This is a genomic window from Plantibacter sp. PA-3-X8, assembly GCF_003856975.1.
In the GTDB taxonomy this organism is placed as follows: domain Bacteria; phylum Actinomycetota; class Actinomycetes; order Actinomycetales; family Microbacteriaceae; genus Plantibacter; species Plantibacter auratus.
On record NZ_CP033107.1, the window covers coordinates 3,326,949 to 3,341,946 of the forward strand.

A 14,998-nucleotide genomic window follows, 5' to 3' on the forward strand; every position below is an offset into this window, starting at 1 on the left:
GCCTGCGGTTCCGTGCCTGCGGTTCCGTGCCTGCGGTTCAGCGCCCGTGGGTCACCGCTTGCGCGAGAACGCCTCCAGCCGCTCGGCAGGGCTCAGGGCGGCCATGCGGTCGATGAACGCCGCACTGAAGGTGTCGGCGGTGGTGTAGTCACCGAGCGGGACCGTGGAGTGGGTGATGCGGTCGTCGTAGACGTGCACGAGGTTGAAGGACTGACCGCCGAACATCCCGTTCACCTCCACGGACGGGAGCGAGAGGTTCATCGAGTAACAACTCGCGCTGGCGACCTGGACGGGGATGCCGGCGAAGGTGCTCGAGGTGGAGTAGTGCAGATGGCCGCCCAGGATGGCCCGGACGTCGCTCCCGCGCAGCACGGCCTCGAGCCGGTGCTGGTCGCGGAGCTCGAGGATGTCGAAGAACGGGATGCTCGACGGCACCGGCGGGTGGTGCATGGCGAGGATGCTGCCGAGCGGCGCCGGCGTGGCCAGCACCGACTCCAGCCACTCCAGCTGGCTGTCCTCGAGCTCACCGTGGTGCCACCCCGGGACAGTCGAGTCGAGGCCGATGACGCGCAAGCCGCCGAAGTCCCAGACGGCGTCGAGCGGCTGCTCCCCTGCCGGGAGGTCGAGGAGCTCCGTCCGCATGACCGACCGTTCGTCGTGGTTGCCCATGAGCCAGACGATGGTGGTGCCGAGTCGCTCGGCGACGGGCTCGACCCGCTCCCGGAGTCGACGGTAGGCGTCGGCCTCTCCGAGATCCGCGAGGTCACCCGTGAACACCATCGCGTCGGGCCGGAGCTGCATCCGCTCGATCTGACGGAGGGCCTGTTCCAGGTTGGCCTGCACGTCGACCGCGTCGTAGAGGCGTCGGCCGTCGGCCAGGAGGTGCGGGTCGCTCAGATGGACGATGACCCTGTCGGGAGCCGGGTACTGACCGAAACGGACGTCGGAAGTCATGGTCCGAGTCTAGGAGCCACCGCCGACGTGCTCCGCCGCGGTCGACCACCCGAGGGCGGCCGACCGCGGACGGTCAGGACGCGACGCCGAGGAGCTGCTCGATGGGTCCGCGGGCGAAGAAGACGAGGAACCCGGCTGCGACGACCCACAGCAGCGGGCTGATCTCGCGCGCCTTCCCGGACAGGGAGCGGAGCACGACCCAGGCGATGAAGCCGGCGCCGATGCCGTTGGCGATCGAGTACGTCAGCGGCATGACGACGACCGTCAGGAACACCGGGAGCGCGACCGAGAACTCGGTCCAGACGATGTCCTTGATCTGCGACATCATGAGCGTCCCGACGATGACGAGCGCGGCGGCGGCGACCTCGGAGGGCACGATCTGCGTGAGCGGCGTGAAGAACATGGCGAGCAGGAACAGCGCGCCGGTCACGAGGTTCGCGAGGCCGGTCCGTGCCCCTTCGCCGATGCCCGCACCGGATTCGATGAAGACGGTCGAGGAGGAGGACGAGGTCGCGCCACCGGCGACCGCGCCGACACCCTCGACGATGAGCGCTGAGCGGAGCCGAGGGAAGTCGCCCTTGGCGTCCGCCACACCGGCCTCCTTCGAGAGCCCGGTCATCGTGCCCATGGCGTCGAAGAAGTTCGTGAACACGAGGGTGAAGACGAGCATGAGCGCGGCGAGGACGCCGATGCGCTCGAAGCCGCCGAAGCTCACCTGGCCGAGCAGGCTGAGGTCGGGGATCCCGACGACCTGGGTGGGCAGGGTCGGGACGCTGAGGTTCCAGCCACCGGGGTTCTCGCCGCCGTTGGAGGCGCCGACCTTGAAGACGGCCTCGGCGATGATGGCGATGATCGTGGAGGCGACGATGCCGATGAGCAGGGCACCCTTGATCTTGCGCGCGACGAGCACGCCCGTGAGCAGCAGGGAGATGACGAACACGGCGGTCGGCACGGTGGCGACCGAGCCCTCGATCCCGAGGCCGACGGGCGGCGAACCGGCGCCCGTCGAGCGGACGAAGCCGGCGTCGACGAAGCCGATGAAGGCGATGAAGAGGCCGATGCCGACCGTGATCGCGATCTTCAGCTGGATGGGCACCGCATTGAAGATCATGGCGCGGAGTCCGGTCGCCGCGAGCAGGACGATGATGAGCCCGTTGATGACGACGAGGCCCATCGCCTCGGCCCAGGTGACCTGACCGACGACGCTGACCGCGAGGAACGAGTTGATGCCGAGGCCGGCCGCGAAGGCGAACGGCAGCCGCGCCACGAGACCGAAGAGGATCGTCATGACGCCGGCGGTCAGGGCGGTCACGGCGGCAACCTGCGCGAAGCCGAGCTCGCCACCGGTGACGTCGGCCGAGCCGCTCAGGATGATCGGGTTGAGGATGACGATGTAGGCCATCGCGACGAAGGTCACGAGGCCGCCGCGCACCTCGCCTCCGACGGTCGAACCGCGCTTGCTGATCTCGAAGAAACCGTCGAGACGCTCTCGGAACGAGCGCGGAGCGGTGGGCGTCGTGGTCACTGGACCTCCTGGGTCTGCATCGAAGCAACCAGCGTACCGGCACGGCGGACCGCCCCGCGACGACCGGGATGCGAGGGTGCCGCTACGATCGGCTGGACCCCTTACCCAGCACCCTCCTCACGGAATCGAGCTCACATGGCGCTGCCCTGGACTCTGCACGGCGACGGCAAGCACGTCCCGACCCACGCGATCGTCGGCCCCGGAGAACGGCTCACCTGGCCGCGGACCATCGGCCTCGGCATGCAGCACGTCGTCGCGATGTTCGGCGCCACGTTCCTCGTCCCCGTGCTGACCGGGTTCCCGCCCACCACGACGCTGTTCTTCTCGGGTGTGGGCACCATCCTGTTCCTCGTCATCACCAAGAACCGCGTGCCGAGCTACCTCGGCTCGTCATTCGCCTTCATCGCCCCCATCTCCGCCGCGGTCGCGAGCCAGGGCATGGGCAGCGCCCTCTTCGGCATCCTCGCGGTGGGGCTCCTCCTGGCGCTCGTCGGCGTCATCGTGCAGGTCACGGGCACCGGGTGGATCGATGCGCTCATGCCGCCGGTCGTCGCCGGTGCCATCGTCGCGCTCATCGGGTTCAACCTCGCCCCCGCCGCGAAGAACAACTTCGTGGCCGCTCCGATCACCGCCCTCGTGACGCTCGCGGCCGTCATCCTGTCGACCGTCGTCTTCCGCGGGATCCTCGGCCGACTGTCGATCGTCATCGGTGTCGTGGTCGGGTACATCGTCGCGGCGATCCGTCAGGAGATCGACTTCTCGAAGATCGCGGACGCCGCGTGGGTCGGCCTCCCCGAGTTCCACCTCGCGGACAACCCGATCTCGAACCCGGCGGTCTGGGCGGTCCTTCCGGCGTTCCTGCCCGTCGTGCTCGTCCTCATCGCCGAGAACGTCGGCCACATCCGTGGCGTCGCGCAGATGACCGACGCCTCGGTGAACAAGCAGACTGGTCGCGCGCTCCTGTCCGACGGCCTGGCGACGATGCTGGCCGGCTTCGGCGGCGGTTCGGGCACGACGACCTACGGCGAGAACATCGGCGTCATGGCGGCGACTCGGGTCTACTCCACGGCGGCCTACTGGGTCGCCGGTCTGTTCGCGGTCCTCCTCGGCCTCTCCCCCAAGGTCGGTGCGGTCATCAACACCATCCCGGCGGGCGTCCTCGGCGGCGTCACGACTGCCCTGTACGGACTCATCGGGATCATCGGCGTGAAGATCTGGCTCGACAACAAGGTCGACTTCTCGAAGCCCGTCAACCAGTTCACAGCGGCGACGGCGCTCATCATCGGCATCGCGGACTTCACCTGGGTGGCGGGTGGCGACGTCAGCTTCAACGGGATCGCGCTCGGCACGATCGCCGCGATCGTCATCTACCACGTGATGACGACCATCGGTCGCTGGCGGAAGACCGCCTGACCCGTCCGGTGCGGGTGCGTCAGCGCGGTGCGCTGGCGTCAGCGCGGGTCGTACGGGTGAGCGCGGGTCTCTGGAGCCCCGCGCTCACGTGTGTAACCCGCGGCCATGCCGGGTAGGTGCGGTTCGCGTCAGCGCACCGCGCTGGCGCCCCCACACGGATCGGTCCCGTACCGGAGGCCCGCGCTCGCTTCAGCGCACCGCGCTGGCGAACCCCAGGGGTCAGCCCTGGTGGAAGAACGGCACGATCAGGTAGATGCCGAAGAGGACCGCCGCCGCACACAGGGCGAAGCAGGCGTAGGCACCGGCGCGGGCCAGGTTCTGCTGCGCCGGAGTCAACGGGTTCTTCCGAGCGGCCTTCGCGGCCCGCTTCGCCGCCTTTGCGGCCTCCTCCGGCGTGATGACCGTGATCGCATCGGTGAACTCGGCCGGCGCCACCACGGGCACGCGCCCGGCGGTGGTCAGGAGCCGGAGCCCGAGGGAGTACAGACTGACGATCGCGGTCGCACCGATGAGCGACGTCGCGAAGACGATCAGGAATGCTGCCCAGTCGATCACTTCTTCACCTTCTTGGGCTTGGGGTTGCGCTTGATCTTGACCGCACGACCGGAGTCGGCGACCTCACTGACGACGTTGCTGTGGTCGACCTGGTTCCGGCGCGAGATGAGGAAGATGGTGAGGATGACACCGACCCCCACCACGGCGTCGATGATGATGCCGACGAGGCCGAGGTGGGCGACGGCGGCGGCGAGTGCCCCGACGATGCCGGCCGCGGGCAGGGTCATCAACCAGCCGAGGGCGATGCGCCCGGCGGTCCCCCAGCGCACCTTCGATCCGCGTCGCCCGAGGCCGGAGCCGATGACGGAGCCGGAGGCGACCTGCGTGGTGGAGAGGGCGAAGCCGAGGTGGCTCGACGCGAGGATCGTGGCGGCGGTGCTCGTCTCGGCCGCGAAGCCCTGCGCCGGCTTGACGTCGGTGAGCCCCGTGCCGATCGTCTTGATGATCCGCCAGCCGCCCATGTAGGTGCCGAGCGCGATGGCGAGGGCGCAGACGACGATGACCCAGAGCTCGGGGCCGGTGCCGACCGCCTGCACCCCGACCGCGATGAAAGTGAGCGTGATGACACCCATGGTCTTCTGTGCGTCGTTCGTACCGTGCGCGAGGGCGACGAGGGACGAGGAGAAGATCTGCGCGTACCGGAACCCGTCGCGGCCGTCGGGCTTGCCGTCATAGCGGCGCGTGATCCGATAGGCGAGCTTCGTCGCCGAGTAGGCGACCAGACCCGCCGTGACGGGGGCGATCAACGCCGGGAGGATGACCTTGGAGAGGACGACACCGAAGTCGATCGAGCCGAAGCCGGCGCCGACGATCGCCGCGCCGATGAGCCCGCCGAACAACGCGTGGCTGGAGGACGACGGCAGGCCGAGGAGCCAGGTCAGCATGTTCCAGACGATCGCGCCGATGAGTCCGGCGAAGATCAGCTCCGGTCCGATCCGGATGCCGCCCTCGCCCTCCCGGATGAGCCCGCCCGAGATGGTCTTCGCGACCTCCGTGGACAGGAACGCACCGACGAGGTTGAGGATCGCGGCGAGCAGCACGGCGGTCTTCGGTTTGAGGGCGCCCGTGGCGATCGGGGTCGCCATGGCGTTCGCCGTGTCGTGGAACCCGTTCGTGAAGTCGAAGAACAGTGCCAGTGCGATGACCAGCACGACAGTCAGGGTAACGAGTTCCACTGGTGTCTTTCTCGAGGCGGAGCGAATACGGACACAGTGCTCCCCGACGAGATGTTGGGGGGGAATTCACGTGCTGGATACGGGCGGTTCACCCGCCGTACACGATCCTTACACCCTGCCCGGTCGAGGTCAACTCGACGCCGATCAGCGCCCGCCGCCGCCTCCGCCGCCTCCGCCGCCGCCCGCGAAGCCGCCGCCCGTCGAGCCGCCGGACGAGCTCGCTCCCCCACTGGTCGACCAGGACGCCGACGTACTCGACGCCGATCCGGAGAAGCCGGAGAACGCGTTCGCGAACATCGCCGCCTGGAACGGGGTGTTCGAGGCGTACCACGACGGCGCACTCCCGGCCTGCTCGTAGCGGATACCGAGTTCCTTGGCCCACTCGCGCTCCACGCCCCAGAGTACGGCGAAGGGCAGGAGCCGTTCGGTGACCCGGACGAGCTGGCCGGGGTCGCCGAGGTCCACCCGTTCGGCACCGTCGGGGCTCTGCAACATGCGGAAGCGGTCCTGCTCCGCCAGCGCCAGGTAGTCGCGGAGGCCGAGCAACTCGTCCCGCGCATCGGCACCGGTGGCGGTGAGCGGTTTCGGTGCGATGGCCAACACGATCCCGGCGAGCAGCGCGATCCCGGTCACGAAGAGCGCGGCGACCGACCAGCCGTTGTCCGCTCGCTGGGAGTAGGCGACCCCGAAGAAGACGATCCCGGCGACGCCCAGGACGGCGAGCGCCCCCACGATGATCCACGCCCGCCCGGAGGAGACCGAGCTTCGGAGGCCGAGGTCGAGGGCGTTCCGCTTGGCGGCCGCGAGTTCCGCGGTGACCGCCTTGCCGAGCGCCGGGTCGACCTCCTTCATCTCCCGCGGTCGGTTCCGGTCGGGGAAGAGCGCGGCGAGCACGCGCCGTTCCTGCTCATCCGTCGCGCCGTCGTCGAGGTACTGCAGGGAGTAGTCCTTCTTGCCCGGTCCGTCCACGATCCGGAGCTTGCCGCGGACGGCGAGGCTGACGATCTCGGCGGCCATCGACGAGGCGGCGCGACCGGCGAGGTCGCCCGCCAGCAGGAGGTTCATCTGCTTCGGGGCGGAGTACTGCGGCACGATGACGCCACGACCGGGGTGATCCCGCCAGAAGCGCAGTCGGATCCACAGGAGTGCTCCGAGCCCCGCGGCCGACAGCGCGCCGAGGACGATCGGGACGATGGAGAAGACCGGCGCCTCGCCGGGGCGGGCCGGTTGGACGAACGTGCCCGGTTCGAACCCGATCGCGACCGTCAGCGTCTGCCGGGCCTGCAGCGGGACGGAGGAGGTCGTGAAGACGTCTCCGTCGGCGTCCTCCGCTTGGGAGAGGTCGCACGGTGAGCTGTCGTCCGGATCCCCGCGGTAGCAGGCGCCGTCACCGGTGAGCGCGTCGGCGATGTCTGGCGCGACCCGCACCGTCATGCTGGCGTCGGCGAACGGCTGGTCCCAGCCGGTCCCGGGTGCGTCCCAGTAGAACTCGTCGGAGCGTGTGTCGCGATAGGCGCCGACGACGCCGCGCTGCGTGTAGGTGATGACGTAGCTCTGCGTGCCGCGCACGTAGTCGTCCGTACCGAGCGAAAGCTCGAGGAAGTCACCGTCGCGGTCGGTCTCCCACTCCACGGGCGCACCGTCGGCGTCGGTCACCGAGACGATCTCCGTGTGCAGTGGTGCCCGGTCGAACTCGTCCGGGATCGCTCGGATGATGCCCTTGTTCTGGTCGGAGTCGGGGAACTCCGCGACGAAGGTCTCGACCGCGCGCAGCTCGGCTTGACCGTCGCCGCCACGGCTCAGGGTGTAGTCGCCGTCGAAGGACGCGAAGGTGAAGTCGGACACGTCGGTCCGAGCGTCGGCCGCGGCGGGCGGCGCGCTCGCCAGGGTCGCGACGAGTGGTGCACCCACCGCCAGGGCCAGGGCGACGAGGAGCACCCGCGAGGAGCGGGCACGGACCGGGGACAGGCGACGACGTCTGGGCTTCACCCGGCCAAGTCTAGGAGGGGTGCCGGCGGGCGCGCGGACGCGCCCGCCGGGACTCACATCTCCTCGTGGGTGTTGGGGTCGCCGTCGAAGAGCCTGCCGTCGGTCCGCCCGAGTGCGGTGATCGCCTGCACCTCGGTGTCGCTGAGCTCGAAGCCGAACACGTCGATGTTCGTGCGCTGGCGTTCCGGGGACGCGGACTTCGGGATCGGGAGCACGCCGCGCTGGTGGTGCCAGCGGAGGACGACCTGCGCCGGTGAGACGTCGTGCGCCGCGGCGGCCGCTGCGACGGGTTCCTCGGCGAACGGCGCCTGTGCCTTGCCGAGCGGGCTCCACGCCTCGGTGACGATGCCGTGCTCGCGGTGGAAGGCGAGGAGCTCCTCCTGCGGGAAGTACGGGTGCAGCTCGACCTGGTTGACGGCCGGCAGCACACCCGTCTCGTCGGCGAGGCGGGTCAGGAACTCCTCGGTGAAGTTCGAGACGCCGATGCTGCGGACGAGGCCCTCGCGCTGCAGCTGGATCATGGCCTTCCACGACTCGACGAAGCGGCCGACGGAGGGGTTCGGCCAGTGGATGAGGTACAGGTCGATGTGGTCGAGGCCGAGCGAGGCCAGGGATCCGCGGCACGAGGTGATGGTCTCCTCGAAGCCGTGGTCGCGGCCGGGCAGTTTCGTCGCGACGACGAGTTCGTCACGGGGGACGTCGGTCTCGCGGACCGCGGCGCCGACGGCGTCCTCGTTGCGGTAGTTCACGGCGGTGTCGATCAGTCGGTAGCCTGCGTCGATGGCGGACAGCGTGGCGTCGGTGCCCTCGCGGCCTCGCAGGGGGTATGTGCCGAAACCGATCGCGGGGACGCTCGAACCGTCGTTGAGCGCGAATGTTGGGATGGTCGTCATCACCCCACGCTAGACCCGGCGGCCCTCGGATGGCTCCGAGCGGGCTGGGAGGGCGGCGCCTCGACTAGCGTTGGACCATGGCGAAGCTCTCTGCCCCCCGTGCCCAGACCCGACCGACCGAACGCACCCATCACGGCGACACCGTGGTGGACCCGTACGAGTGGCTCCGTGAGAAGGAGTCACCGGAGGTGATCGCGCACCTGGAGGCGGAGAACGCCTACACCGAGCAGGAGACGGCCCATCTGGCCGGACTGCGCGAGCGCATCTTCCAGGAGATCAAGAGCCGCACGCTCGAGACCGACCTCTCGGTACCGACCCGTTCCGGTGCGTGGTGGTATTACGGCCGCAGTGTCGAAGGCCGCCAGTACGGCATCCAGTGCCGCATCCCGGTCGCCGACCCGGAGGACTGGACGCCGCCGACCCTGCCCGAGGGCGGCGCTGCCCCCGGCGAGCAGATCATCCTCGACGCCAACGTCGAGGCGGAGGGCCACGACTTCTTCTCCCTCGGCAGCTTCGACGTGTCGGACGACGGCACGCGACTGCTCTACGGCGTCGACGTCGAAGGCGACGAGCGGTACACCGTCCGTGTCCGGGACCTCGCGAGTGGCGTCGACCTCGACGACGAGCTCCTCGGGACCGCGGGCGGTGCGGAGTTCTCCCCCGACGGCACCGCCATCGTCTACACGACGGTCGACGAGAGCTGGCGCCCAGACACCGTCCACCTGCACCGGGTGGGGACGTCCCAGGACGACGACACGGTCCTCTTCCACGAGCCCGACGAGCGGTTCTGGGTCGGTGCCGGATTCACCCGCAGCCGCGCGCTGCTCCTGATCGAGGCCGGCTCCTCGGTCACGAGCGAGACCCGACTCGTCCCCGCCGACGCGCTGTCCGAGGAGGCGCGGGTCGTCTGGCCGCGGACCGACGGCGTCGAGTACAGCGTCGAACACCGGGTGGCCGACGGTGCAGACCGGTTGCTCATCCTGCACAACCGGGACGCGCCGGACTTCGAGCTCGTCGAGGTGCCGCTCTCGGATCCGCTCGGCACGGCGCGGGTCGTCGTCGCGCACAGCAGCGAGCGCCGGCTCGAGGACGTCGAGGCGTTCGAGGCCGTGACCACCGTCTCCTACCGGCGCGACGGCCTGACCCGCATCGGCCTGCTCGACCCGACGAGTGGCGACATCGACGAGATCGCCTTCGACGAACCACTGTCCACCGTCGGCTGGCACGGCAACGGTGAATGGGCGCAACCGATGCTCCGGTTCGGATACGGGTCGCTCGTGACGCCGTCAACGGTGCTCGAACTCGACGTCCGGTCCGGCGAACGCTTCGTGCGCAAGCAGCAGCCGGTCCTCGGCGACTACCGCCCTGCGGACTACGAGCAGTTCCGGGAGTGGGCGACGGCCGTGGACGGGACCCGCGTGCCGATCTCCATCGTGCGCCGGGTCGGTGCCCAGGGGCCCGGGCCGCTCCACCTCTACGGCTACGGCTCGTACGAGGCCAGCATGGACCCGTCCTTCTCGATCGCGAGGCTGTCGATGCTCGACCGCGGCGTGACCTTCGCGATCGCCCATGTGCGCGGCGGCGGCGAACTCGGGCGTCACTGGTACGAGGACGGCAAGAAGCTCCACAAGCAGAACAGCTTCAGCGACTTCGTCGACGTGGCCGACCACCTCATCCGCGAGGGCTGGACGACGCCTGCCCGGCTCGTCGCCGAGGGCGGCAGCGCCGGCGGCCTCCTCATGGGCGCCGTGGCGAACCGTGCTCCCGACCGCTTCGCCGGCATCCTCGCCGGCGTCCCGTTCGTCGACGCGCTGACGAGCATCCTCGACCCGTCGCTCCCCCTGACGGTCATCGAATGGGACGAATGGGGCGATCCGCTCCACGACCCCGAGGTCTACGCGTACATGAAGGCGTACAGCCCCTACGAGAACGTCGACCCGGCGAAGCGCTACCCGCGCATCCTCGCGACGACGAGCCTCAACGACACCCGCGTGCTGTACGTGGAACCCGCGAAGTGGGTGGCCCGCCTGCGGGACGCCGGTGCACCGGCGCTGATGAAGATCGAGATGAGCGCCGGGCACGGCGGGGTGAGCGGCCGCTACAACGCGTGGCGTGAGCGCGCCGAGGAACTCGCCTGGCTGCTCGATGTGCTCGAACTCACGGACACCGATCCGGCCTGATCCGAAGCGACGACGCCCCTGCTCCGTCCGGAGCAGGGGCGTCGTCGGTGCGGCGGGTGTCTAGCCGAAGAGGATCGCCGCTTCGTCGTAGCGCTCCTGCGGCACGGTCTTCAGCTTGCCGAGCGCCTCTTCGAAGCGGCAGTTGACGAGTTCGGTGCCGCGGAGTGCGATCATCGTGCCCCAGTCGCCGGCCATGACGGAGTCGATGGCGGCCATACCGAGGCGGGTGGCGAGCACGCGGTCGTAGGCGCTCGGGACGCCACCGCGCTGCAGGTGGCCGAGCACGGTCGCGCGGGACTCGATGCCCGTGCGGCGCTCGATCTCGGGTGCGAGCACGTCGGCGATGCCGCCGAGACGGGGACGGTTGAACGCGTCGAGTCCCTTCTCGGAGTGCGCGGTCTCCATGGTGTCGAGCGTGAAGCCCTCGGACACGACGATGATCGGGGCGCGACCGCGCTGGTAGACGCTGTCCGCCCACTCGCAGATCTGCTCGATCGACTGCGGCTGTTCCGGGATGAGGATGGCGTGGGCACCCGCCGCCATACCGGCGTGCAGGGCGATCCAGCCGACGTGCCGGCCCATGACCTCGATGACCATGCACCGCTTGTGGGACTCGCCCGTCGTCCGGAGACGGTCGATGGCCTCGGTCGCGATCTCGACGGCGGTGTCGAAGCCGAAGGAGTAGTCGGTGGCGTCGAGATCGTTGTCGATCGTCTTCGGGACGCCGACGATCTTGAGGCCGGCGTCGGTCAGCCGCTTCGCCGCGGCGAGCGTGCCCTCTCCGCCGATGGCGATGAGCGCGTCGATGCCGAGCCGGTCCATGGTGTGCTGGACGTTCTCCGGGCCGCCGTGCGGTCCTTCGAACGGGTTGGTGCGGCTCGTGCCGAGGATGGTGCCACCCTGCTTGGCGAGACCACGCACGCTGTGGCGGTCGAGCGGCATCGTCAGGCCCTCGACGACTCCTCGCCAGCCGTCGCGGATGCCGATGAACTCCTGGTTGTGGATCTTCGTCCCTTTGAGGACCGCTCCTCGGATGACCGCGTTCAGGCCGGGGCAGTCGCCGCCGCTCGTGAGCACACCAATTCTCATATCAACAGTCCTCATGGGGATCGGGGCACCTCAGGTGCCGGGAGTCATCCCCGACAATACCGTCTCGCCGACGGTGCTTCATCCGGCGCGGACGGTCCTCCGGCCCAGAGGGTCGGTGCCTCGTCCACCGGGGTTAGGCTGCTGGGATGAGTGCCGAAGACTACCTGCCCGCCGATGGCGGCATCACGATGTTCTCCACGACCTGGTGCGGGTACTGCGCCCGACTGAAGCACCAGCTGTCCGCAGCCGGCATCCCGTTCACCGAGGTCGACATCGAGCAGGTCCCGGGGACCGCCGACCTCGTCGCCTCGCTGAACGGCGGCAACCAGACGGTCCCGACGGTGATCTTCCCCGACCGCTCGACCGCGACGAACCCGTCGCTCGCTCAGGTGAAGGCGGCACTCGGCGTCTGACCAGCCGACGACGTCCGGCCGGGCGACCTGTGGTCACCCGGTCGGACGAACCGGACGTCAGGCGCCCAGTGCCTCGCGGAGCAGGTGGACGAGGGCGTTCAGCTGCACCGAGTCGACCGACGCGACGTCCTGGTCGCTTCCGTCGAGCGCGCGAGCGGCCAGGCCCTGCTTGCTGTCGATGAGTTCCGCGACCTTCGCGTCGATCGTGTGCGCGGCGATGATGCGCCAGGCGGTGACCGGCTCCTCCTGACCGATGCGGTGCACGCGGTCGATCGCCTGGGTCTGCTCGGCGGCTGTCCAGGACAACTCGGCGAGCACGACGTTGGACGCGGCCTGCAGGTTGACGCCGACGCCGGCGGCGGTGAGCGAACAGACCGCGACCGCGACCTCCGGATCGGTGTTGAACGCGTCGATCGCGGCCTGACGCGCCTGCGCGGTCTGGTCGCCGCGGAGCGACACCGTCTTCAAGCCGCGACCCGCGAACAACTGCTCGGCCGCGTTCATGACGTCGATGTGCTTCGCGAAGAACACGACCTTGCCCACGGACCTCGCGAGCTGCGCCGTGTAATCGGCGGCGAGGACGGCCTTGGCCTGACCGATCTTGCGGATCATGGTGAACACGTTCTCCGTGCCACCGGCGGCCTTGGACTCGTCGAGCTCGGCCTGGGCGACCATGCGCATGAGGTCGGTGTTCGGCTCGTGCAGCGCGTCGACGCGCTCACCACGCGACTCCAGGACCCGCACGTAGCGGGACTTGAGCCGTTGCCCGAGCTCGGCCTCCGCGTCGCGGATGGACCGGATCGCCTCGTCGTCGAGCTCGACCGGGAGGTCGGCGACGCGCTTGGCGGGCAGGTCCTTGGCGACGTCGAGCTTCTTGCGGCGCACGATGCCCATGTCGATGACGGCGGACCGCGCGGCGGCGTAGAAGGCGTGCTCGGCCGGGGTCAGGCCGGTGTCCTCGAGCCGCTCCATGAGTTCGGCGGTCGGCTTGCCGTCCTTGATCCAGCCGAGGAACTGCCAGATGGCATTGAAGTCCTCGACGTCGTTGATCAGCGGCGTACCCGTCAGCGCGAGCAGCAGCGGGTCCTGGCCGGGCGTCGCCTTCCGGATCCGGTTCGCGAGTGACAGCACGTGCTGCGAGCGCTGGGAGTGGAGGTTCTTGATGAAGTGCGCCTCGTCGACCACCATGCCGCGGAAGCCGAGCGTCCCGAGCCAGGCGAGGTGGCGGTCGAGGACCTCGTAGTTCACGATGATGACGTCGGCGAAGGCGTCGAGCGCCTGGCCGTCGCCGTGGATGACCGTGGCGCGTCGGTGCGGCGTCCAGCGCTCGACCTCGCGCGCCCAGTTCATCTTGACGACGTTCGGCACGATGACGAGGAGCGGGTACGCCTCGGCGACCGAGGCGGCGAGGACCGACTGCGCGGTCTTGCCGAGGCCCGGCTCGTCGGCGAGCAGGAAGGAACGGTGTCCTTCACGGACGCTCTCGACGAAGCGCGCCTGGTGCTTCATGACTTCGAGGCCGCGCGGCGAGAGCCGGTCGAGCTTCGGGGCGTCGGGCAGGTCCATCGAGGCCGCTCCCCCGCCGGAACCGAGCTCGAACGCCTTGTACAGGGGGCCCATGAGCTCCCAGCTGTCGAGTCGTCGACGCACGGTCGGCTGCGGTGCCGCCTGGCTGAAATCCGGGGCGAGGAACGGATTGGCCAACTGACGTGCCTTGACCGACTGCGGGATGACCTGCTTCTCGGCGAGCTCGGCCGGGACGACGGACTCCACGACGGGCTTCTCGACGGTGATGATGAGTTCGTCGGCGCTGAGTTCGGCGCCCGACTCGAGGAGCCAGTCGCGCCGGAGCCGCTGCGCGACGGGGCTCGTCGCGGCGTCGGCCTCGAGGAGCTGGATGAGCGAGGTGTCGCGCGCCGCCGTCTTGGCGAGGATGGTCGCCACACCGTCGAGGCGCTTCAGGAGCTCGGCCCGCGTGGCGTCGCTGTAGCTCGTGTCGGCCTTGACCCTGGCGCGTTCCTCGCGGACGAGGAAGGCGATGACCTGGTACTTGGTCCGGTTGGTTGGCCCGACCTTGCCCTTCTGCGCCTTCGCCTCGACCTCGCGCACCTTGCGGGCGAGGATGGGGATGATCGGCGCGTCGTCGTCGTGACGCGACGAGGACCCTCTGGGGTTCGAGCGGCCAGATGAACGGGTGCTGGAACGCCCCTGGGAACGGCGTTGCTGGCCGGTGTGCGGCATGCTCCTCCTGAGCAGTCGAAGAGCCTCATCGGCCGAGGGGCCGGAAGAGACGGGCGTCGGGCCCGACTGGTCGTCGTGGAGCAACAGAGCGTTGCACGAGACCGACACGGGCGCCCGACGGGCGTGTGCCCAGTCTACGCCATCGGCCGCATCGGTCGCGAGCGCTCAGTCCGGCGCGCTGTCGACGAGTCCGAACCGCTCCAGTTCGGCGTCGTCGAGCATGCGAGAACGGATGAGGAACCGCTGCCCCGTCGGGGCCTCGACGCTGAACCCGCTGCCGCGCCCCTGCACCACGTCGATCGTCAGGTGCGTGTACTTCCAGTACTCGAACTGGGAACGCGACATGTAGACCTCGACGGGCGCGTCGAGCCCGGGCACGTCGAGCGTGTCGAGCAGGACGTCGACCGCGCCCGTGCGGAACATCCCGACGGGGTAGCACATGGGCGAACTCCCGTCGCAGCATCCGCCGGACTGATGGAACATGAGCGGTCCGTGCAGCGCGGTCATCTCCCGCACCAGTGCGGCCGCAGCGTCGGTGACGTCGACCCGTCCGGTCATGGTGTCCTCCTTC

At 69.5% G+C, this 14,998-nt stretch carries 12 protein-coding genes; 3 read left to right on the plus strand and 9 right to left on the minus strand.

All coding sequences use genetic code 11. The features are described from left to right. Positions 1–51: 51 nt before the first annotated feature. Together EAO79_RS15710 and EAO79_RS15715 are read right to left on the minus strand one after the other, a co-directional pair. A complete protein-coding gene (locus tag EAO79_RS15710; RefSeq protein WP_124769544.1) occupies positions 52–954 on the minus strand; it encodes a phosphodiesterase in 903 nt (300 codons plus the stop codon). A gap of 73 nt (positions 955–1,027) precedes the next feature. Further along, on the minus strand, positions 1,028–2,479 hold the full coding sequence (locus tag EAO79_RS15715; RefSeq protein WP_124769545.1) for an NCS2 family permease: 1,452 nt from the start codon (positions 2,477–2,479) through the stop codon (positions 1,028–1,030). Positions 2,480–2,614: 135 nt separating this feature from the next. Here EAO79_RS15715 and EAO79_RS15720 point away from each other — a divergent pair, with 135 nt between their 5' ends. Further along, positions 2,615–3,892 (plus strand): uracil-xanthine permease family protein, encoded by a 1,278-nt coding sequence (locus tag EAO79_RS15720; RefSeq protein ID WP_079707128.1) that lies wholly within the window; start codon positions 2,615–2,617, stop codon positions 3,890–3,892. Between the two features lie 219 nt (positions 3,893–4,111). Here the strand turns inward: EAO79_RS15720 and EAO79_RS15725 are convergent, their stop codons facing one another. The 4 genes from EAO79_RS15725 to EAO79_RS15740 form a co-directional block, all read right to left on the minus strand. Continuing rightward, a complete protein-coding gene (locus tag EAO79_RS15725; RefSeq protein WP_079707129.1) occupies positions 4,112–4,447 on the minus strand; it encodes a peptidase in 336 nt (111 codons plus the stop codon). After that, positions 4,444–5,622, minus strand: coding sequence for an inorganic phosphate transporter (locus EAO79_RS15730; RefSeq protein ID WP_079707130.1), 1,179 nt, complete (start codon positions 5,620–5,622; stop codon positions 4,444–4,446). The genes EAO79_RS15725 and EAO79_RS15730 overlap by 4 nt, the downstream gene beginning before the upstream one ends. A gap of 144 nt (positions 5,623–5,766) precedes the next feature. Further along, positions 5,767–7,611 (minus strand): DUF2207 domain-containing protein, encoded by a 1,845-nt coding sequence (locus EAO79_RS15735; RefSeq protein ID WP_164486956.1) that lies wholly within the window; start codon positions 7,609–7,611, stop codon positions 5,767–5,769. A gap of 53 nt (positions 7,612–7,664) precedes the next feature. Further along, positions 7,665–8,504 carry an aldo/keto reductase gene (locus tag EAO79_RS15740; RefSeq protein WP_079707132.1) on the minus strand — a complete coding sequence of 280 codons (840 nt, stop codon included), beginning with the start codon at positions 8,502–8,504 and terminating at the stop codon, positions 7,665–7,667. Positions 8,505–8,581: 77 nt separating this feature from the next. Here EAO79_RS15740 and EAO79_RS15745 point away from each other — a divergent pair, with 77 nt between their 5' ends. Next, complete coding sequence (locus EAO79_RS15745; protein ID WP_124769547.1) at positions 8,582–10,684, plus strand: S9 family peptidase; 2,103 nt, start codon at positions 8,582–8,584, stop codon at positions 10,682–10,684. 60 nt (positions 10,685–10,744) lie between these two features. On the opposite strand, the gene EAO79_RS15750 is transcribed toward EAO79_RS15745, so the two are convergent. After that, complete coding sequence (locus EAO79_RS15750) at positions 10,745–11,773, minus strand: 6-phosphofructokinase (protein ID WP_064294489.1); 1,029 nt, start codon at positions 11,771–11,773, stop codon at positions 10,745–10,747. Positions 11,774–11,919: 146 nt separating this feature from the next. Here EAO79_RS15750 and EAO79_RS15755 point away from each other — a divergent pair, with 146 nt between their 5' ends. After that, the gene (locus EAO79_RS15755; RefSeq protein WP_124769548.1) at positions 11,920–12,186 is read left to right on the plus strand and encodes a mycoredoxin; all 267 of its coding nucleotides are present in this window, start codon (positions 11,920–11,922) and stop codon (positions 12,184–12,186) included. Between the two features lie 57 nt (positions 12,187–12,243). Here EAO79_RS15755 and EAO79_RS15760 read toward each other — a convergent pair whose 3' ends face one another. Both EAO79_RS15760 and EAO79_RS15765 read right to left on the minus strand, forming a co-directional pair. Beyond that, a complete protein-coding gene (locus tag EAO79_RS15760; RefSeq protein ID WP_079707134.1) occupies positions 12,244–14,427 on the minus strand; it encodes a DEAD/DEAH box helicase in 2,184 nt (727 codons plus the stop codon). A 165-nt stretch (positions 14,428–14,592) separates the two neighbouring features. Beyond that, a complete protein-coding gene (locus tag EAO79_RS15765; RefSeq protein WP_079707135.1) occupies positions 14,593–14,985 on the minus strand; it encodes a DUF779 domain-containing protein in 393 nt (130 codons plus the stop codon). Between the last annotated feature and the right edge of the window lie 13 nt (positions 14,986–14,998).